The organism is Pantoea sp. ICBG 1758, from assembly GCF_002928325.1.
Taxonomy (GTDB): domain Bacteria; phylum Pseudomonadota; class Gammaproteobacteria; order Enterobacterales; family Enterobacteriaceae; genus Pantoea; species Pantoea eucrina.
Map to the genome: position 1 here is coordinate 71,699 of NZ_POWL01000008.1, position 20,261 is coordinate 91,959.

Consider the following 20,261-nt stretch of genomic DNA (forward strand, 5'->3'; position numbering starts at 1 on the left):
TCTCGTTGAATCGCAAAACAGAGCAAACCGGGAGTAAACGATGCGCAACTTAACCGTCATCGTCATTGCTTCAGCGATGGTTCTTAGTCACGCCAGCGCAGTTGCAGCAGAGACGACAGCGATTGAAGAGATGCATCAAAACGGCGGCTTGACGACAGGCAGTATGACGCAAAATCCGCAAAGTCACATGTTCGATGGTATTGAGCTTACCGAACAGCAGCGGCAGCAAATGCGGGACCTGATGCAGCAAGCACGTCATGAGCGCCCGGTGTTAAGCGTTCAGGATATTGAAACTATGCATGACCTTGTCACTGCAGACAAATTTAATGAATCGGCGATCCGCCAGCTGGCTGAAAAACAGGCCCGCGCGCAGGTTGACCTGCAGGTTGAGATGGCCCGGGTTCGTAATCAGATGTATCACCTGCTGACACCTGTGCAGCAGGCAGCGTTAAAAAAGAATCATGAACGCCGGCTGAATGATGTTCGTCGGTTCTCAGGATTGCAGTCGTCGTCATCGCTGCAAGCAGTGAGTAGCACCAGTAGTAACCAGTAACATAGTATCCCTGTTTTTCCTTGCCATAGACACCATCCCTGTCTTCCCCCGCCATGATGGCGGGGTTTTTTTTGCCCGCCGTATGCCGTTGCCGGTGAATAGCGCATCGCAGACGCAGCTCTGCCGGACTGATGATAAACTTGTTTTCAGTTAAGGCGGGCACGCGCATCTGTTTAATAGGGCGAAACATGGATTCTGAGTACGCAACACTGGTCCGGCGCGCTGCGCTGGCCGCTACCTCACTGGCGCTGGCGCTGCTGCTGGTCAAGATTTTTGCCTGGTGGTACACCGGATCGGTCAGCGTGCTGGCGGCACTGGTGGATTCGCTGGTCGACATCGCCGCCTCGCTGACCAATCTGCTGGTGGTGCGTTATGCGTTGCAGCCCGCCGACGATGATCACACTTTCGGCCATGGCAAAGCAGAATCGCTGGCGGCGCTGGCGCAGAGCATGTTTATCTCCGGCTCCGCGCTCTTTCTGTTTCTGACCGGCATTCAGCACCTGGCAAAACCGGAAGCGCTGCGCGCGCCGCTGGTCGGCGTTGTCGTAACCATTGTTGCCCTCTTTTCCACGCTGGCGCTGGTGGCTTTCCAGCGCTGGGTTGTACGGCGCACCCGCAGTCAGGCGATTCGCGCCGATATGCTGCACTATCAGTCAGATATCGTTATGAATGGCGCGATTCTGGTGGCGCTGGGTCTGAGCAGCTACGGTTTTGCGCGTGCTGATGCGCTGTTTGCGCTGGGGATCGGCGTCTATATCCTCTATAACGCGCTGCGTATGGGATATGAAGCCGTGCAGGCGCTGCTGGATCGCGCGCTGCCGGAGCAGGAGAAGCAGCAGATTATTGCACTGGTGACACAGTGGCCTGGCGTATGCGGCGCGCATGCATTGCGTACCAGGCAGTCAGGGCCGACGCGGTTTATTCAGCTGCATCTGGAAATGGAAGATGCGCTGCCGCTGGTTCAGGCGCATCACGTTGCTGATGAGATTGAACAGGCGCTGCGCCGGAAATTTCCAGGTTCTGACATCATTATTCACCAGGATCCCTGCTCGGTCGTACCGGAACATCAGCAGGGCTTTTTCCGCTTTTAGCTTTTCTAATTCAGGCGCTTATATGTTAAAAATGACAAAACGCTAACAACTCTTTAAAAAATTAGCGAAAACTTGTCTGACCTGAATCAATTCAGCATTGAGCCTTTGATATACTATCTGCAACTATTAAGCCCCACGTTCGGGAGCAGGCATGACCCGGTCGATCGGCGGGAATAATCCTTAGTTTTGAACAATCCAGAGGTTGTCATGATCAAAAAAATCGGAGTACTGACCAGTGGCGGCGACGCCCCGGGCATGAACGCAGCCATTCGCGGAGTTGTCCGTTCCGCCCTGAGTGAAGGCCTGGAAGTTTTTGGTATCTATGACGGCTATCTGGGTCTGTATGAAGATCGCATGATCAATCTCGACCGCTACAGCGTTTCTGACATGATTAACCGCGGCGGCACTTTTCTTGGCTCGGCGCGCTTTCCTGAGTTCCGTAATGAAGAGGTACGCCAGGCAGCGATCGAAAACATGAAGAAGCGGGGTATCGACGCGCTGGTGGTGATTGGTGGTGACGGCTCCTACATGGGCGCCAAACGGCTGACTGAGATGGGGTTCCCCTGCATCGGTCTGCCAGGCACCATCGATAACGATGTAGCCGGGACTGACTACACCATCGGTTATTTCACCGCGCTGGAAACGGTGGTGGAAGCGATTGACCGCCTGCGCGATACCTCCTCATCGCATCAGCGTATCTCAATTGTGGAAGTGATGGGCCGCTACTGTGGCGATCTGACGCTGGCCGCGGCGATTGCCGGCGGCTGCGAATTTATTGTGCTGCCGGAAATCCCGTATACCCGTGAAGAGCTGGTTGAAGAGATTAAGGCGGGCATTGCAAAAGGGAAAAAGCACGCCATCGTGGCGATTACCGAGCACATCTGCGATATCGACGATCTGGCGCGCTTCATCGAAGAAGAGACAAAGCGTGAAACCCGCGCCACCGTGCTCGGACATATCCAGCGCGGCGGCGCGCCCTGTGCTTACGACCGCATTCTGGCGTCGCGTATGGGCGCTTACTCGATTGAGCTGCTGCTGCAGGGCTATGGCGGCCGCTGTGTCGGGATCCAGAATGAGAAGATGGTGCACCACGATATCATCGACGCGATTGAGAACATGAAGCGTCCGTTCAAGCGCGACTGGCTCGATACGGCGAAAAAGCTCTACTGATCTGCATGCAGGCGCGATCCCGTTCGCGCCTTTTCCTCTTTTTTATATTCCTGCAAGTTATAACTGCTTATTTTTAATTCTTTAATCCACTGTTCGCTTTGTGTCACTCTTGCGGCATAACCTACGCGGGAGAGCAGGAAATGAATAAGTGGAGTATCGGCATCACCTTGTTACTGGCATCGTCTGGTGCGCTGGCAAAGGATTATCAGCTGTTAAACGTCTCATACGATCCGACCCGCGAACTGTACGAACAATATAACAAGGCCTTCAGCGCCCATTACAAGCAGGAAACCGGTGATAACGTGGTGATCCGTCAGTCGCACGGCGGTTCCGGCAAGCAGGCGACCTCCGTCATCAACGGTATTCGTGCCGATGTGGTTACGCTGGCGCTGCAGTCCGATGTGGATGCGATTGCTGAGCGCGGCCGTATCGACAAAAACTGGATCAAACGCCTGCCGGATAACTCTGCGCCCTATACCTCCACCATTGTGTTTCTGGTACGCAAAGGCAATCCCAAAAATATTCATGACTGGTCAGATCTGACTAAGCCTGGCGTATCCGTGATCACGCCAAATCCGAAAACTTCCGGCGGTGCCCGCTGGAACTATCTGGCGGCATGGGGCTGGGCGCTTGATCAGAATCAGGGCGACCAGGCTAAAGCGCTCGCTTATGTGAAAGCGCTGTTTAAAAATGTTGAGGTGCAGGATTCCGGTGCGCGCGGCGCAACCAATACGTTTGTAGAGCGCGGAATAGGCGACGTACTGATCGCCTGGGAAAACGAAGCGTATCTGGCGGTAGAAAAACTGGGTAAAGATAAGTTTGAAATCGTGACGCCAGGCGAGTCTATTCTTGCAGAGCCAACGGTTTCTGTAGTGGATAAAGTGGTCGACGCGCAGGGTACACGCAGCGTGGCGGAAGCTTACCTGAAATATCTCTACTCGCCGGAAGGCCAGACTATCGCGGCGCAGAACTTCTATCGTCCGCGTGATGCAGAGGTCGCGAAGAAGTTCGCCAGTACCTTTGCACCAGTAAAACTCTTCACCGTAGATGAGAAGTTTGGCGGCTGGAGTAAAGCGCAGAAAGATCACTTCGCCGACGGTGGCAGCTACGATCAGGTTATGAAGCCCTGATTACCCACTATGAGCGATAAAAAAGGTCAGCTTTTAGCTGACCTTTTTTTGTATAAAAATCGATATATGATAGTCATCACGCTGTGTAACTGATTAAAATAAGACCATTTCATCAGTAGCTAAGGGATTGATTATGAAAGAAAGGAATCGGTTTTTATCAGGCCTGGTGTGGAGTCTGGTTATCATTATTGTCATGCTGAGCATAGCCATTTTTTATTACTACCGGAATGGCGAGGCGCTGTGGCGGATTGTAAGCGAACAGTGTGTGCCCGCTATGGCGCAACACAGCAAACCAGCCCCTTGCAAAGAAGTTAATCTCCGGCAGGGTCATGTTATCTACAAAGATATTAAAGGCCCGCATCATTATCTGTTGATGCCCATCGAAAAAATATCTGGTATGGAAAGTCCGGTGTTGCTGGACCCGGACACGCCCAACTTTTTCGCGGCTGCCTGGCAGCATCGCGATCTGCTGGTTCAGGGCAGTCAGCCAGTCAGCGATAGCGCATTTTCTCTGGCGATCAATGCGCAGTATGGACGCTCTCAAAATCAGCTGCATATCCATCTCTCCTGTCTGCGTCCGGAGGTGCGTCAGCAGCTCGATAGTCAGGCATCTCACCTGCATGACGCGTGGCAGCCTGTGACAATAAACCGGCATCGCTATCTGGTTCGCGCAATCTCTGAAGCACACTTGTTCAATCAAAGTGCGTTTATCCGTCTGGCGAAAGAAGTGGCAGGGGCGCGCGAAAAAATGGGGCACTATGGGATGGCATTGACAGCATTACCGGATGGCCGATTAGCGTTGCTGGCGCTGGAGCGTAACTGGCTGATGCTGAATGGTGGATCGGCAGGCGAACTCCAGGATTATCAGTGTCAGCTGCTCAATAAGTAAATGTACAAAAAAGGCGGCCGTAAGGCCGCCCTGAAACAGGTTATAAAAAAGCTTATGCTTTTTTCGCTGCTGCCGCCGCTTTTACGATTACGGCAAAGGCGTCTGCTTTCAGCGATGCGCCGCCTACCAGCGCCCCGTCGATATCGGGCTGGGTAAAGAGTTCAGCCGCATTTTTATCGTTTACTGAGCCGCCATACTGAATAATGACCTGCTGTGCGACAGCGGCATCTTTCTTCGCAATATGATCGCGAATAAATTTGTGCACCGCCTGCGCCTGCGCTGGCGTGGCCGACTTGCCGGTGCCGATAGCCCAGACGGGTTCATAGGCGATGACTGCACCTTCAAACGCTGCTGCGCCCTGAGTTTCCAGCACGGCATCCAGCTGACGCGCGCACACTTCTTCGGTTTTGCCTGCTTCATTTTCCGCTTCGGTTTCGCCGATGCAGAGTACCGGCACCAGACCTGCCTCTTTCAGCACCGCAAACTTCTTCGCGATAAATTCGTCGCTCTCTTTGTGATAAGTGCGACGCTCAGAGTGACCGATGATGATGTACTTTGCGCCGATATCTTTCAGCATCTCTGCGGAGGTTTCACCGGTGAATGCACCTGAAAGGTTAACATCGACATTCTGCGCGCCCAGCGCAATGTGGCTACCGGAAATCGCATGTTTTGCCTGATCCAGATAAATTGCCGGTGGAGCAATCGCTACACCACAGCCGTCCACGCCTGACAGCGCGGTACGCAGACCTTCAATCAGCTCGCCGGTCATCTGCTTGCTGCCATTCAGTTTCCAGTTACCCATAACCAGTGGATGTCGCATTCGTTCCTCCGCATTACGCGATTCATGAAATAGCGCTGCCGTCATGGCAGCGATGTCTGCCAGACAGTATAGAGATCAAAAGGGGCGCTGGCTTTGCTTTTCGTCACTTCTGCCTGCGATATCAGGGAGTAGCCAGCGTGAGCTTAATCGGCTCTACGGCAAACGTCAGGCCCTTGTCGCCATTGTCAGCCACCACAAAGCGCAGTGCGCCCTCCGTGCGGCTGAAATAGCGAACGCCTTTGCCGGCGCTCAGTAACGCGTCCAGCTTCTGGCGTCCCTCTTCGGGCGAGAGTCCCGGCACGAAATAGCGCAGCAGAGCGCTCATATAATTCATCGCCTGCAGCTGAGCCTGCTTCATCTCCGGACCCGGCACCGGCAGCCAGGTGATCTGCAGCGTTTTAATCTTTCCGGTGCCCTGTTCCAGCGCGGTGGAAGAGTAAAGCGTTTCGCTGATTTTGCTGGCTGCGCGCGTCAGATGGCTCTTGTCATCACGATTGTCTATTGCACGATATTCCAGCAGCGGCAGTGCAGGATTAGCCGCGTTATAGCTTTCACGAAACTGCGCGATCGTCATATCAAACGCAGGCGCGCCCGTCAGCAGATAAGGCGCCACCGGCAGATGCGCACTGCGATCGGGTGGCGGCTCGTCTGCCCGGGCGGGAGATGACAGCGCGCAGCTAAGCAGCAGCGCGGCTGACAGTTTCTTCATTGCATCGGCCCTGAATCATTCACTTATGGCAGATTAAAACGGGTTTTACCGCCGAAAGTCAAAATCCGCGCGGTGAAAAGCGTGGCGGGATGTTACGGCATCCTTACCAGTAGTGTTCGCTGGTCATGTGGCCCGGCTTGCGTTTGAAATGTTTGCGCATATCGCGGCTCTCTTTCAGCAGCTGCTGGGTATCGCGCACCATCTGTGGATTACCACACAGCATAACGTGGCTGCTCTCTGCGTCGAGCGACAGACCCACGGCACGCTCCAGCTCACCGCTCTCAATCAGCTGCGGTACCCGGCCCTGCAGCGAACCCGGGCTGTTTTCACGGCTGACCACGGTCTGAATCTGCAGCTTGCCCGCATACCGCTGCTGCAGCGTCTGCATCAGCGGCAGAAAGCTAAGGTCGCTGGCATAGCGCGCAGCGTGAACCAGGACAATATGGTCAAAGCGATCCAGACCTTCGCCCTGCTGTAAAATTGACAGGTAGGGGCCGATGGCGGTGCCGGTCGCCAGCATCCACAGGGTGCGGCAGTCAGGGATTTCATCCAGGGTGAAAAAGCCGGCTGCCTCTTTGGTCAGCATGACGTGATCACCCGGCTGCAGCGCCTGCAGGCGCGGACTGAGTTTACCCTCCGGTACGGTGACCAGATAAAACTCCAGCAGCGGATCGTCGGGGGCGTTAACGTAGGAGTAAGCGCGCTGCACGCGCTCACCCTCTATTTCCAGCGCCAGTTTGGCAAACTGCCCGGCGATAAACCGATCGATAGGGGCAGTAACGCGCAGGCTGAACAGCGCGTCGGTCCAGTTTTTCACCTCTTTAACTTCTGCATTAATCCACTCGGCCATAGGTGCTCCTGTTGAATTCTCCCGGTTATCGCTATCTTTACCAGCCCGCTCTGCGCTTGTCAGCCCGGCGGCGGCGAAAGCGCTCTTTGCGACAAATCCGCCGCACAGATCACTACCTGTAGCAACCTGTTTACAGTCTGGTACAGGAGGTTGACGGCTGGCAACCTGGCTTCCTGCAGCTCAGCTCTCGATTTGCCACGTAATCCTGATATTTTTGCCGCCATTACTGCCGGCGAACCCTGAGTGCTGCCGGCGCGTTCTTTTTTCAGGCTGATATTTTGTTCCATGCAGATCGATAAAACTCAAAACCGTTTTCTGTTATTCATGCTGATTGTGCTGGTGGCCGTGGGTCAGATGGCACAAACCATTTATGTGCCCGCTATGGCAGTGATGGCAGAAGCGCTCAACGTGCGCAGCGGCGCAATGCAGCAGGTCATGGCGGCCTATCTGATCACCTATGGCGGATCGCAGCTGATCTACGGCCCGCTCTCGGACAGCGTCGGACGTCGCCCGGTGATCCTTACCGGCATGACGATCTTTGCCTGTGGTGCGCTGATCGCGCTGTTCGCCTCATCGCTGCAGATGCTGGTGCTGGGCAGCGCTATCCAGGGGCTCGGCACCGGCGTTGCCGGCGTTATGGCGCGCACGATGCCGCGCGATCTGTATGCCGGAACCGCGCTGCGGCGGGCCAACAGCCTGCTGAATATGGGCATCCTGGTGAGTCCGCTGCTGGCACCGGTAATAGGTGCGCTGCTGACCCGGCTGATTGGCTGGCACGCCTGCTTCGCCTTTCTGCTGCTGCTGTGCCTGGGCGTTACGGCATCTATGGCGCGCTGGCTGCCGGAAACCCGGCCGGGCGATGCACCGGCTACGCCTTTTCTGCGCCGCTACGCCACGCTGCTGAGCGACGGCAATTTTATCCGTTATCTGCTGCTGCTGGTGGGCGCGCTGGCGGGCATCGCCGTCTTTGAAGCGAGCTGCGGTGTGCTGATGGGCGGCGTACTGGGACTGGATGGCCTGACCGTCAGCATTCTGTTTATTCTGCCTATTCCGGCCGCCTTTTTTGGTGCCTGGTTTGCCGGCCGGGAAGAGACCTCCTGGCATACGCTGATGTGGTATGGGGTAAACAGCTGCCTGCTGGCTGGCCTGCTGATGTGGATCCCGTCATGGTTTGGCGTAATGAATATCTGGACGCTGCTGGTGCCGGCGGCGCTGTTTTTCTTCGGTGCCGGCATGCTGTTCCCGCTGGCAACATCGGGTGCCATGGAGCCTTACGCCTGGCTGGCGGGCAGCGCCGGAGCGCTGATTGGCGGCCTGCAGAACCTGGGCTCAGGAGTGGTCGCGTGGCTCTCTGCCCTGCTACCGCAGCACGATCAGTCCAGCCTTGGCCTGCTGATGTTTGTCACGTCGCTGGTGATGCTGCTGTGCTGGTGGCCGCTCTCACGTCATCCCGAGAGCGGCAAGCAGACGGTTACAGGATAAACGGGTGCAGCGCCGTATCCTTGCGATCCAGATAGTGGATCGACTGGATGCGGCGAATGGTACGCGACTTGCCGCGTACCAGCAGCGTCTCGCTGGTGGCGATATTGCCATTACAGGTAATGCCCTTCAGCAGATCGCCGCTGGTGATGCCGGTGGCCGCAAAAATCACGTTGTCGTTGCGCGCCATCTCATTCAGCGTTAACACGCTGCCCACCGCAATCCCCATTTCCGCGCAGCGCAACAGCTCCTGTTCGCCCAGCCGGCGATTCTCTTCGCTCTCTCCTTTAACCTGATGCCGCGCCAGCAGGCGTGCCTGCATGTCACCATCCATGGCGCGGATCACGGCTGCCGAGACGACGCCTTCAGGCGCGCCGCCGATGCCATACAGCACATCGACTTCACTGTCAGGCATACAGGTGAGGATCGACGCGGCCACATCGCCATCGGGAAAAGCAAACACGCGCACGCCGAGCGCCTGCAGCTGGGCAATAACTGCGTCATGGCGTGGCTTCGCCAGAATGGATACCGTCAGCTGCGCGAGCGGCTTACCGAGCGCAATGGCGATATTTTTAAGATTGGTTTCCAGCGGCAGACTGAGGTCGATAGCGCCGCGCGCTCCCGGTCCGACGATCAGCTTCTCCATGTACATATCTGGTGCGTGCAGAAAGCTGCCTTTATCGCCGACTGCCAGCACCGCCAGCGCGTTAGCCTGGCCCAGAGCGGTCATGCGCGTGCCTTCAATCGGATCGACCGCAATGTCCACGGCATCACCCTGACCGGTGCCGACCTGCTCGCCGATATAGAGCATCGGCGCCTCATCAATTTCGCCTTCACCGATAACGATGCGGCCATCAATGTTGATGGTGTTGAGCATAATGCGCATGGCGTTAACGGCGGCGCCGTCGGCCGCATTTTTATCGCCACGTCCTAACCAGCGATAGCCAGCCAGCGCTGCCGCTTCAGTGACACGGGAAAATTCAATTGCGAGTTCGCGTTTCATGGTTTGCACCTGACAGAAAAACAGGCGGGCAGTGTAGCACAGAGGTAAAAGCGAGAGAGGGGGAAACCCGCGGCACGGACCGCGGGCAGGGGGTTACTTACGCTTCGTCTTCCCAGGCTTTGGCACGGGCAACCGCTTTCTGCCAGCCCGCGTAACGCAGGTTGCGCTCAGTGGTTTCGATGCCAGGGCGGAATTCGCGTTCCACGACGGCTTTAGCACGCACCTCGTCCAGATCGTTCCAGAAGCCGACGGCCAGGCCTGCCAGATAGGCTGCGCCCAGCGCCGTGACCTCACGCACTTCCGGACGTTCAACGCGGGTGCCGAGAATGTCAGACTGGAACTGCATCAGGAAGTTGTTCGCGACTGCGCCGCCATCAACGCGCAGCGACTGCAGGCGGGTGCCGGCGTCGTTCTGCATCGCTTCCAGTACATCGCGCGTCTGATAGGCGATCGACTCCAGCGTCGCGCGGATAATGTGGTTGGCATTGGCACCGCGCGTCAGGCCGAAGATAGCACCACGGGCATAGGGGTCCCAGTAAGGCGCGCCCAGGCCGGTAAATGCCGGCACCATATAGACGCCGTTCGTATCTTTAACTTTCAGCGCAAAATATTCTGAATCGGTGGAGTCGTTGATCAGCTTCATTTCGTCGCGCAGCCACTGAATCGAGGCGCCGCCGATAAATACGGCACCTTCCAGCGCATAGTTCACTTCGCCACGCGGGCCGCAGGCGATAGTGGTCAGCAGGCCGTGGGTAGAGGTTACCGCTTCAGTACCGGTATTCATCAGCATAAAGCAGCCGGTACCGTAGGTATTTTTCGCCATGCCAGGCTGTACGCAGAGCTGGCCATACAGGGCCGCCTGCTGATCACCCGCAATCCCGGCGATCGGAATACGCGTGCCGCCTTTACCGCCAATGTTGGTCTGACCATAAATTTCAGAAGAGCCTTTAACTTCCGGCAGCATTTCGCGCGGAATGTCGAGGATCTCCAGCATGCGTGCATCCCACTCCAGCTTGTGGATGTTATACATCATGGTACGCGAGGCGTTGGTATGGTCAGTGATATGCACACGGCCCTGCGTCATCTTCCAGACCAGCCAGGTATCCACGGTACCAAACAGCAGCTCGCCGCGTTTCGCACGCTCGCGTGCGCCTTCGACGTGATCGAGGATCCATTTCACTTTGGTGCCGGAAAAGTAAGGGTTAATCACCAGACCTGTGGTGTGCTGGATATACTCTTCCAGTCCCTCTTTCTTCAGCTTATTACAGTAGTCAGCGGTGCGCGGATCCTGCCAGACAATGGCATTGTAGATAGGTTTGCCGGTCTCTTTATCCCAGACGATGGCGGTTTCACGCTGGTTAGTGATACCGATAGCGGCGATCTGATCGGAGTTAATGTCAGCGTGTGCCAGCACTTCCACCAGCGTTGAGCTCTGTGAAGCCCAGATATCCATCGGGTCATGCTCAACCCAGCCCGCTTTCGGGTAGATCTGCGTGAACTCACGCTGTGAAACGGCGACGATATTGGCATCATGATCGAGTACGACGGCACGGGAGCTGGTGGTACCCTGATCGAGCGCGACAATATATTTTTTATCTGGCGTAGTCATAATAATTTCCTGATGATTAAGAGTGAAACTTACGCTTTACGCTGTTCAGCGCGCGCTACAGGTTTTTCTGTTTTGCTGGTTTCTGCGATATTTACCGGCAGGTGGCGACCAATCAGCGCACGATAGCTAAAGGCACCCAGACATGCACCCACCAGCGGACCAAACACAGGCACCAGGAAGTAAGGAATATCTTTACCGCCGGTGAAGGCTACGTCACCCCAGCCAGCGATAAAGGCAAACAGTTTTGGTCCAAAGTCACGTGCCGGGTTGAGTGCAAAGCCGGTCAGGGGACCCATCGAACCACCGATAATAGCAACCAGCAGACCAATCAGCAGCGGAGCCAGCGGGCCGCGCGGTACGCCGTTGCCATCGTCAGTCAGCGCCATGATAACCGCCATCAGTACAGCAGTGATGACCATCTCTACCAGGAATGCCTGACCAACCGTGATGTGCGGATTAGGATAAGTTGAGAAGATACCCGCCAGGTCGAGGCTCTGCACGCTGCCACGCACCATTTGATGGCTCGCTTCATAATCGAAAAACAGATTGTAATAAAGGCCGTATACCAGTGCAGCGGCACAGAAGGCGCCGGCAACCTGCGCCAGAATGTAAGGTAAAACTTTACGCCCTTCAAAATTAGCAAACAGGCAGAGCGCCACGGTGACCGCCGGATTGAGATGCGCGCCGGAGACGCCCGCACTCAGATAGACAGCCATCGAAACAGCCAGACCCCAGATGATGCAGATTTCCCACTGACCGAATGCCGCACCGGCCAGCTTCAGCGCAGCCACACAGCCCGCGCCAAAAAAGATAATCAAACCGGTGCCGAGAAACTCGGCGATACATTGACCTTTGAGTGTGTTCGTTGTCTGACTCATAATGGAATTCCTGAAGCGAGGTTAAATGTTATCAGTTTTTGTTCTCAATCCCTGAGTCGCCCAGCGCTAATGTAGGGTTGATGTGAATTTATCGTTAACGAACATAAACGAGAAATAGCGAAATTGAATTCTGTGTACTGCGTCATAAAAATGCGCGTTTTCGCGTCTTTTACCTTTCTTTAAGGCCAATTAATCTGCCTCTTAACGCACTTAGCGCATCATGACTGGCAACGGGTTTATTTTTTAAGCATTAGCTGAAAAGTGTTACAGACTGGCCGCCAATGCCCCGTGCCGCTGGACTTGCCGGGTTTGGCTACATACAATCGGGACAACATGGCTGTATGCGTCTTTATTGAGGCAGCTACAGCTTCATCAACGCCTTGCGAGTTTTAGGAGAGGTCAGAACGATGTCATTTGAAGTATTTGAGAAACTGGAAGCGAAAGTACAGCAGGCGATTGATACCATCACGCTGCTGCAAATGGAAATTGAAGAGCTGAAAGAGCAGAACAATACGCTGAAAAACGAAGTGAGCCAGGCTTCCGGCAATCAGGACGCGCTGGCGCGTGAAAATCAGCATCTGAAGGAAGAGCAGCATGTCTGGCAGGAACGTCTGCGGGCACTGCTGGGAAAAATGGAAGAGGTTTAAGCACCTGCGCTTAAACCTGCGGGTGCTCAGGCACCCGTTTTTGTTTGCGGTTTACTCAATATCAAGCGCATCTTCTGACAGAATGATGCCCGTGTTATCCGCATAGAGATGATCGCCGGAGAAAAAGGTTACGCCGCCAAAGTTTACGCGTACGTCGCTCTCACCAATGCCTTCACCGGCCGCCCCAGCGGGGATAGCGGCAATCGCCTGGATGCCAATTTCCAGCTCTTCCAGTTCATCAACCTGCCGCACCGAGCCGTAAACGACCAGACCTTCCCACTCATTTTGCGCCGCAAGCCGCGCCAGCTGGGCATCCACCAGCGCACGACGTACCGAGCCACCGCCATCTACCAGCAGCACTCGTCCACGCCCGTTCTCTTCAAGCAGGTCGTAAAGCAGGCCGTTGTCTTCAAAACATTTGACTGTGGTAATCTGCCCACCGAATGAGGTGCGTCCACCGAAGTTGGAAAAAAGTGGTTCAACCACATTCACTTCTTCATGGTAGATGTCACAGAGTTCAGATGTATCGTATTTCATAAGGATGCCGTCTGTTTGCCACAGGAAAGATAAGTATATCGCTATCTGAAGAGTGTTGGCAAAATCATCACCGGCAAAAAGCAGCGCCGCATCAATATGCTGCGCAAAAAAATGCCCGGCGCAGTGGCCGGGCAGCAGAAACGATCAGAAGGGTGTTACAGGATGAAGCGGCTGAGATCTTCGTCTGCGACCAGTACATCCAGATGCTTGCCGACATACTCAGCGTCGATGGTAATGGACTCACCGTGGCGATCGCTGGCGTCATAGGAGATATCTTCCATCAGACGCTCCAGTACAGTATGCAGGCGGCGTGCACCGATATTTTCAGTGGTCTCATTAACCTGCCAGGCTGCTTCAGCAATCCGGCGGATACCATCCTCGGTGAAGTCCACATTAACGCCTTCCGTACCCATCAGCGCTTTGTACTGCACGGTGACGGAAGCGTTAGGCTCAGTAAGGATGCGCTCGAAGTCGTTCACGGTCAGCGCCTGCAGCTCAACGCGAATCGGCAGACGACCCTGCAGTTCCGGGATCAGATCGGACGGGCTGGCTACCTGGAATGCGCCGGAGGCGATAAACAGGATATGGTCGGTTTTAACCATGCCGTGCTTAGTCGAAACGGTACAGCCCTCAACCAGCGGCAGCAGATCGCGCTGCACGCCTTCGCGTGAAACGTCCGGACCAGAAGACTGGCCGCCGCGCTTACAGATTTTGTCGATCTCATCGATAAACACGATACCGTGCTGCTCTACCGCGTCGATAGCGTCCTGCTTCAGCTCTTCCGGGTTAACCAGTTTTGCCGCTTCTTCTTCAATCAGCAGCTTCATGGCATCTTTGATCTTGAGCTTGCGCGGCTTCTGTTTCTGACCGCCCAGGTTCTGAAACATGGACTGCAGCTGGCTGGTCATCTCTTCCATGCCCGGAGGCGCCATGATCTCTACGCCAGCCGGCGCGGCGGCAAGGTCGATCTCAATCTCTTTATCATCCAGCTGGCCTTCGCGCAGTTTTTTGCGGAAAGACTGACGCGCAGCTGATGGCTCGGCGTTCTGCTCTGGCTGGCCCCAGTTGTTTTTAGCCGGTGGGATCAGCACGTCGAGAATGCGCTCCTCGGCCATCTCTTCAGCACGATATTTATTCTTTTCAATCGCCTGGCTGCGCACCATTTTGATGGCGGAGTCGGTCAGATCGCGGATAATCGAATCGACCTCTTTACCGACATAGCCAACTTCGGTGAATTTTGTCGCTTCAACTTTAATGAACGGGGCGTTGGCCAGCTTCGCCAGACGACGGGCAATTTCGGTTTTACCGACGCCGGTCGGGCCAATCATCAGGATATTTTTCGGGGTCACTTCGTGGCGCAGCTCTTCGTCAAGCTGCATGCGGCGCCAGCGGTTACGCAGCGCAATGGCAACCGCTTTTTTAGCGCCGTCCTGGCCGATGATAAAGCGATTAAGCTCGCTGACAATCTCGCGTGGAGTCATCTCAGACATGATTCAGGTCCTTACGCCTTAGACGGTAATTCTTCGTAGTTAATATTATGGTTGGTGTAGATACAGATATCGCCGGCGATGTTCAGCGCTTTCTCAACAATATCGTGTGCACCAATGTCGGTATTTTCCAGCAGCGCGCGTGCCGCTGCCTGGGCGTAGGGGCCGCCGGAGCCGATCGCTATCAGGTCGTTTTCCGGCTGAATAACATCGCCGTTACCGCTGATGATCAGCGAAGAGTTCTCATCCGCTACCGCCAGCAGCGCTTCAAGACGGCGCAGCATGCGATCGGTCCGCCAGTCTTTTGCCAGCTCAACCGCGGCTTTAACCAGATGACCCTGATGCATTTCCAGCTTACGCTCAAACAGTTCAAACAGGGTAAAGGCGTCGGCAGTGCCGCCCGCAAAGCCCGCAATCACTTTATCGTTGTAAAGACGACGCACTTTTTTGACGTTGCCTTTCATTACGGTGTTGCCAAGCGTTGCCTGGCCATCACCACCAATAACGACCCGGCCGTTGCGTCGTACACTTACTATTGTTGTCACGGGCAGACCCCTTGTTGCAGTTGAAAAAAGACACCGCGCACCCGGCGCGGCGTATCATGCAAACAGATATGGGGTGGGTTAAGAAGGTTTCAACCCCTCAGGGCGATGGGGTTTGTCTTAATTCGGCTACGCCTGCTCCCGGCGGTAGAGTGAGGCCGGGAGCAGGGCTCAGGCTATCAGGGCAGGGCGAGCGGAATACAGCTGCCGTGACCGGAACTGTGCAGCCGCTTCACGGTACTGTCAGCTTTACTCCGATCTTTAAACGGACCAATCACCACGCGATTCCAGCCGCCGCCGGTCGTGATACGGCTTTCAAAACCTTCAAAAGCGAGACCGGCGCGCACAGATTCCGCCTGATCGCTGCCTTTAAAGGAGCCACACTGCACCATCCAGCGCTGTGTGGAGGCTTTCTCTTCCGGCTTCACTTTGGTGGTTTCTGGTTTTGCCTGCTGTACCGGTGCCGGTCGTTCAGCCTGCTGCTGCTGCTGGCGCTGCTGAGCCTGCAACTGCTGCTGACGCTGCTGCTGTGCCTGTATCTGCTGCTGACGTTGCTGTTGCTGCTGTTGTCGTTGCTGAGTCTGCTGCTGCAGCAACTGCTGCTGCTGTGCCTGTATCTGCTGCTGACGTTGCTGCTGCTGTACCTGCTGACGCTGTAATGTCTGCTGACGCTGAGCCGGCGTCTGCTCGTTCCACGGCACTTCGTTCAGCTGCGTAGGCTGCTGGCGCATATCCGCCTGCATCTGCTCCAGCAGCTGGCGCTGTTCATCGGTCAGCTGCGTCTGCGACTGCACTTCGCCGCCGGCTGAAGGCTCAGTCGGTGAGGGAACCGTAATTTGCCGGTTTTCCAGCTCTTTGATGTATTTCCAGCGCTCTTCCGGCTTGGGCGGCAGGCCATTACCACTAACTTTATGATTCGGGATAACCGGTGTCTCTTCTTTTTTATGGTGCGCGATGAACCATAAACCACCGGCAAAAGTGACCAGTACTGCGGCAGCGAGCACTACCATCAGTTTCGATATACCCGATCCGCCTTTGCTTTTTTTGCTGCTGCTGCGACCGGCGGGTTTTTTGCGACGCGTCCCTGTTGAACGCCCGCGGCCTACATAATCTCTCTGTGCCACTTTCGTCCTGATACCTTCAAAATGCCTGCGGGCGTAGACCCTGAACAGTGTGAGTTGCAGCCAGCCTGGCTACAGCTTGAAAAATGACGGGTATAAATGAGGTGTAAACCGCCCGGCAATGAATGCGCCATGTTACTCAAGGGTGCGAACTTTGACCAGCAGAGTCTGCCTTCAGAATCTGCTGAAAATGTGCAGTGCGGCACGTGTGACCTAACGCTTTTTAGCCGGTGCTGTACTGCCGCGCACGCGCAGTTCTGCATCCAGCAGGCGCGAACCATTATTTACCCGCTTGCCCTGCAGCTCATCCAGCAGCAGCAGCATCGCTTCGCGGCCAATATCAAAGCGCGGCTGCGCCACGGTAGTCAGGGGCGGTTCGTAATAGCGCGCCAGCTCAATATCATCAAAGCCAACGATGGAGAGATCCTGCGGAATGCGCATCCCCAGTTTGCGCGCCTGATTCATGGCGCCCAGCGCCATCAGATCGCTGTGACAGAATAGCGCTTCCGGGGGCTGCGGCAGACTCATCAGCTGTTTCAGGGCGCGGGCACCGGCTTCAAACGAGAAATCACCGCGTACGATAAACATCGGTTCAACGGGGATGCTGCTGCGGCGCAGCGCCTGAATATAACCCTGCAGCCGATACTGGCTGAGCGGAACCGCTTCAGGCCCGGTAATACAGGCGATACGACGATGCCCGAGCTGCAGCAAATGGTTAACGGCTTCAAACGCCGCGGTCAGGTTGTCAATGTGCACGGTGGGCAGCGCCATCTCCGGCGCGAATTCATTTCCCATAACCATGGGCGGCAGGCTGCGCAGCGCTTCAGGATCGGCGTCAAACGGCAGCTGTGAACCCAGCAGCACCATGCCGTCAATCTGTCGCGTCAGCATCAGATCAAGAAAGGTTTTTTCCTGATGATCCTGATGCGCGCAGTCGCCAATCAGCACCAGGTACCCCTGCTGCGCGGCGGTGACCTCAATGCCGCGGATAATTTCGCTAAAAAAGGGATCGCAGATATCGGGCACAATCACCAGGATAGTCCGGGTTTCATTGCGTCTGGCATTGCGCGACAGGCCATGCGATGCATAGCCTGTCGCAATGACCGCCTGCTCGACTTTTTGCCGGGTTGCGGCTGACACTTTCTCCGGATTCATCAGCGCCCGGGAAACGGTCGCCGTAGAGACGCCTGCGTGCTCAGCCACATCTTTCATCGTGGCAGCAGATGAAGTTTGCTTCGGGTCCAACGTGTTACTCCTGGCGTGATACAGCGTACAGTTTGTCTGCAAGGGCCGGTCCTGGCCGGGTGATCCTATTGATAACGCATTGGCGGGCAGGGCTGTTACTTAATTTGCATAAAAACTGTGACTTGTTCGACTTTTTTCGATCTGGCTCGCAGATGCGGATGCCATCAGCTCTCGCCGGGATCGATATCCAGCGTCCATTTTACTTTGCGTGCAGCGGGCAATGTGCTCAGCAGCGGCAGCGAACTGCTTAATAACTGCTGCAGGCGTTTGCGTGACGGATGCTGCAGCAGCAGCTGCCAGCGCCACCGACCGCTGCGTTTTGGCGCCAGCGCCGGCACCGGGCCCATCAGCCAGGTGGCTTCATCTTTTAGCGGGCTCGCCTCCAGCAGATTACGCAGCTGGACGAGAAAAGCGGCAGCCTGCTGATTATCCATATCTTCGGCACGAAATAGCGCGTGGCTGGTCCAGGGCGGCAGCTGCACCGACTGGCGTTCAAGCAGCGCCTGGTCAGCAAAGGCGAAGTAGCCGCGATGCAGCAGCGTCTGCAGCAACGGATGCTCCGGATGGTGCGTCTGCAGCAGTACTTCACCCTGTTTGCCGGCGCGTCCGGCGCGACCTGCAACCTGGGTATAGAGCTGCGCGAAACGTTCTGCGGCACGAAAATCAGCCGAGAAGAGCGCGCCGTCAACGTCCAGCAGCGACACCAGCGTAACATCAGGAAAATGATGGCCTTTTGCCAGCATCTGCGTGCCCACCAGAATACGCGCGCCGCCGCGATGCACATCCGCCAGATGTTGCTCCAGCGCACCTTTACGGCTGGTAGTATCACGATCGATGCGCGAAACCGGCACGTCCGGAAACAGCGTGCCCAGCTGCTGCTCCAGCTGTTCTGTGCCTACGCCAACCGGCATCAGATGGGTTGAACCGCAGCCGGGACACTGCAGCGGCAGCGGACGCTGGCTGTCGCAATGGTGGCAGCGCAGCTGGCGGTGATGCTGGTGCAGCGTGTAGTAGCTGTCGCAGCGCTGGCATTCCGCCAGCCAGCCGCAGTCGTGGCACATCAGCGCCGGTGAAAAGCCGCGCCGGTTCAGAAACAGCAGCACCTGATTATCCGCCTGCAGGTGCTGGCGCATTTTACTGAGCAGCGCCGGCGCCAGACCACCCTTAAGCGGCTGTCCTTTCAGATCGATCAGCTGCTGCAAAGCGGGCTTTGCATTACCGGCGCGCTGGGTGAGATTAAGCTGCCGGTATTTGCCGACGCGCACGTTATGCAGCGTCTCCAGCGCGGGTGTGGCCGAACCCATGACAATCGGGATGTTCTCTTCATGTGCACGAAACACCGCCAGATCGCGGGCCTGATAACGCCAGCCCTCCTGCTGTTTATAGGAGCTGTCATGCTCTTCATCGATAATGATTACGCCAGGCCGCGCCAGCGGGGTGAACAGCGCAGAGCGCGTACCAATAATAATCGCGCTTTCGCCGCGCCGGGCGCGCAGCCAGACCGCCAGCCTTTCGCTGTCATTCAGCGCAGAGTGCAGCACATCAATCGGGGCATCAAAACGTTCCCGGAAGCGCGCAATGGTCTGCGGCGTGAGGCCAATCTCCGGCACCAGCACCAGTGCCTGCATGCCGCGTGACAGAATGTTTTCCAGGATAGTGAGATAGACCTCGGTTTTACCGGAGCCGGTGATCCCGGCCAGCAGCCACGGAACGTAGCGATCGTCTTCCGCCCGGATAGCCCCGACGGCCATGGCCTGATCGGTATTGAGCCGCAGACGCTCGCCTTTAATGGCAAAATGCGTCCGCCAGTCCGCGGCAGATGGCGCATGCTCGCGCAGCTCGCACAGCCCTTTGGCTCTGAGCGCCTGCAGAGCGGCGTCGTTAAAGCTCTGTTCGTTTACCTGATGACGATAGAGCGGTTGCTGACGCAGCGCGGCCAGCGCCTGCTGCTGCTTTGGTGCACGCTTCAGACTTTCCGGCGCCACTTCCCGTCCGGCCTCCGTGATCGCCCACTGCCACAGCGGCGCTTCCTGTGCCGGTTTCCCCTGGCGGAGCAGAACCGGTAACGCATGACTCAGCACTTCCCCGACGGGTGAATGATAGTAACCGGCCGCCCAGTTGAGGATGCGCCACAGCGCGGGCGAAAACAGACTGCTGTCATCCAGCACGGCTTCTATCGGTTTCAGCTGCTTCAGCGGCAGATCGCTGCTTTCGGTCACGCCGGTCACAATGCCAGTCAGCTTACGGTTGCCAAAAGGCACGCTGACGCGACTGCCGGTTGCCGGCTGCGCAGCGTCAGCAGGGAGCAGATAATCAAACAGGCGCGGTAGCGGGACGGGCAGGGCAACCTTTACGACGGACATTGCGATCTCTATCCAGTTCTGTAATCAGGGACGGTAGTGTACACGCTGGGGCCGCAGGCGTGTATGGCTGAGCAATGTTTGCCTCGGGCGGTTAAATTCTGTATACTATGCCGCCTCTGGTGAGATAGCTCGTCAGAG

Annotated in this window: 20 protein-coding genes; 7 read left to right on the forward strand and 13 right to left on the reverse strand. The window is 56.3% G+C overall.

Annotated elements, in window-relative coordinates; all coding sequences use genetic code 11:
• Positions 1-40 precede the first annotated feature (40 nt).
• The 5 genes from cpxP (at position 41) to C1Y41_RS18480 (ending at position 4,833) form a co-directional block, all read left to right on the forward strand.
• Entirely contained in the window at positions 41-553 is a 513-nt protein-coding gene (cpxP, locus tag C1Y41_RS18460; RefSeq protein WP_039381219.1) for a cell-envelope stress modulator CpxP, read from the forward strand.
• Between the two features lie 188 nt (positions 554-741).
• A complete protein-coding gene (fieF, locus tag C1Y41_RS18465; RefSeq protein ID WP_104086058.1) occupies positions 742-1,644 on the forward strand; it encodes a CDF family cation-efflux transporter FieF in 903 nt (300 codons plus the stop codon).
• 207 nt (positions 1,645-1,851) lie between these two features.
• Entirely contained in the window at positions 1,852-2,814 is a 963-nt protein-coding gene (pfkA, locus tag C1Y41_RS18470; protein WP_039381217.1) for a 6-phosphofructokinase, read from the forward strand.
• A 140-nt stretch (positions 2,815-2,954) separates the two neighbouring features.
• Entirely contained in the window at positions 2,955-3,944 is a 990-nt protein-coding gene (locus tag C1Y41_RS18475) for a sulfate ABC transporter substrate-binding protein (RefSeq protein WP_039381216.1), read from the forward strand.
• Between the two features lie 133 nt (positions 3,945-4,077).
• Positions 4,078-4,833, forward strand: a complete 756-nt coding sequence (locus C1Y41_RS18480) for a CDP-diacylglycerol diphosphatase (protein WP_094111631.1) — start codon at positions 4,078-4,080, stop codon at positions 4,831-4,833.
• A gap of 52 nt (positions 4,834-4,885) precedes the next feature.
• Here the strand turns inward: C1Y41_RS18480 and tpiA are convergent, their stop codons facing one another.
• From tpiA to C1Y41_RS18500, 4 genes are all read right to left on the reverse strand, one after another.
• Positions 4,886-5,653, reverse strand: a complete 768-nt coding sequence (gene tpiA / locus C1Y41_RS18485) for a triose-phosphate isomerase (protein ID WP_039381215.1) — start codon at positions 5,651-5,653, stop codon at positions 4,886-4,888.
• A gap of 121 nt (positions 5,654-5,774) precedes the next feature.
• On the reverse strand, positions 5,775-6,362 hold the full coding sequence (locus C1Y41_RS18490) for a YiiQ family protein (protein WP_039381214.1): 588 nt from the start codon (positions 6,360-6,362) through the stop codon (positions 5,775-5,777).
• A gap of 103 nt (positions 6,363-6,465) precedes the next feature.
• Positions 6,466-7,212, reverse strand: coding sequence for a ferredoxin--NADP(+) reductase (gene fpr / locus C1Y41_RS18495; RefSeq protein WP_104086059.1), 747 nt, complete (start codon positions 7,210-7,212; stop codon positions 6,466-6,468).
• 59 nt (positions 7,213-7,271) lie between these two features.
• Positions 7,272-7,499 carry a hypothetical protein gene (locus C1Y41_RS18500; protein ID WP_104086060.1) on the reverse strand — a complete coding sequence of 76 codons (228 nt, stop codon included), beginning with the start codon at positions 7,497-7,499 and terminating at the stop codon, positions 7,272-7,274.
• Between C1Y41_RS18500 and emrD the strand changes: the two genes are divergently transcribed.
• Positions 7,498-8,694: a multidrug efflux MFS transporter EmrD gene (gene emrD / locus C1Y41_RS18505; protein WP_039381210.1), complete on the forward strand. Its 1,197-nt coding sequence runs from the start codon at positions 7,498-7,500 to the stop codon at positions 8,692-8,694. The genes C1Y41_RS18500 and emrD overlap by 2 nt on opposite strands.
• On the opposite strand, the gene glpX is transcribed toward emrD, so the two are convergent.
• The 3 genes from glpX to C1Y41_RS18520 form a co-directional block, all read right to left on the reverse strand.
• Complete coding sequence (glpX, locus tag C1Y41_RS18510; RefSeq protein WP_071668634.1) at positions 8,684-9,694, reverse strand: class II fructose-bisphosphatase; 1,011 nt, start codon at positions 9,692-9,694, stop codon at positions 8,684-8,686. The two genes, emrD and glpX, sit on opposite strands and share 11 nt — an antisense overlap.
• A gap of 97 nt (positions 9,695-9,791) precedes the next feature.
• The gene (gene glpK, locus C1Y41_RS18515; RefSeq protein WP_039381204.1) at positions 9,792-11,303 is read right to left on the reverse strand and encodes a glycerol kinase GlpK; all 1,512 of its coding nucleotides are present in this window, start codon (positions 11,301-11,303) and stop codon (positions 9,792-9,794) included.
• A gap of 29 nt (positions 11,304-11,332) precedes the next feature.
• A complete protein-coding gene (locus C1Y41_RS18520) occupies positions 11,333-12,181 on the reverse strand; it encodes an MIP/aquaporin family protein (protein ID WP_039381201.1) in 849 nt (282 codons plus the stop codon).
• Positions 12,182-12,588: 407 nt separating this feature from the next.
• On the opposite strand from C1Y41_RS18520, the gene zapB reads away from it, so the two are divergent.
• The gene (gene zapB, locus C1Y41_RS18525; protein ID WP_039381198.1) at positions 12,589-12,828 is read left to right on the forward strand and encodes a cell division protein ZapB; all 240 of its coding nucleotides are present in this window, start codon (positions 12,589-12,591) and stop codon (positions 12,826-12,828) included.
• Positions 12,829-12,879: 51 nt separating this feature from the next.
• Here zapB and rraA read toward each other — a convergent pair whose 3' ends face one another.
• The 6 genes from rraA to priA form a co-directional block, all read right to left on the reverse strand.
• Entirely contained in the window at positions 12,880-13,365 is a 486-nt protein-coding gene (gene rraA, locus C1Y41_RS18530; protein ID WP_039381195.1) for a ribonuclease E activity regulator RraA, read from the reverse strand.
• A gap of 155 nt (positions 13,366-13,520) precedes the next feature.
• Positions 13,521-14,855 carry an HslU--HslV peptidase ATPase subunit gene (hslU, locus tag C1Y41_RS18535; protein ID WP_039381194.1) on the reverse strand — a complete coding sequence of 445 codons (1,335 nt, stop codon included), beginning with the start codon at positions 14,853-14,855 and terminating at the stop codon, positions 13,521-13,523.
• 11 nt (positions 14,856-14,866) lie between these two features.
• A complete protein-coding gene (gene hslV, locus C1Y41_RS18540) occupies positions 14,867-15,397 on the reverse strand; it encodes an ATP-dependent protease subunit HslV (RefSeq protein WP_071668633.1) in 531 nt (176 codons plus the stop codon).
• Positions 15,398-15,573: 176 nt separating this feature from the next.
• Positions 15,574-16,518, reverse strand: coding sequence for a cell division protein FtsN (gene ftsN, locus C1Y41_RS18545; protein ID WP_094111627.1), 945 nt, complete (start codon positions 16,516-16,518; stop codon positions 15,574-15,576).
• A gap of 210 nt (positions 16,519-16,728) precedes the next feature.
• Positions 16,729-17,760, reverse strand: a complete 1,032-nt coding sequence (gene cytR, locus C1Y41_RS18550; RefSeq protein WP_039381188.1) for a DNA-binding transcriptional regulator CytR — start codon at positions 17,758-17,760, stop codon at positions 16,729-16,731.
• A 164-nt stretch (positions 17,761-17,924) separates the two neighbouring features.
• Entirely contained in the window at positions 17,925-20,123 is a 2,199-nt protein-coding gene (gene priA, locus C1Y41_RS18555) for a primosomal protein N' (protein ID WP_039381185.1), read from the reverse strand.
• Between the last annotated feature and the right edge of the window lie 138 nt (positions 20,124-20,261).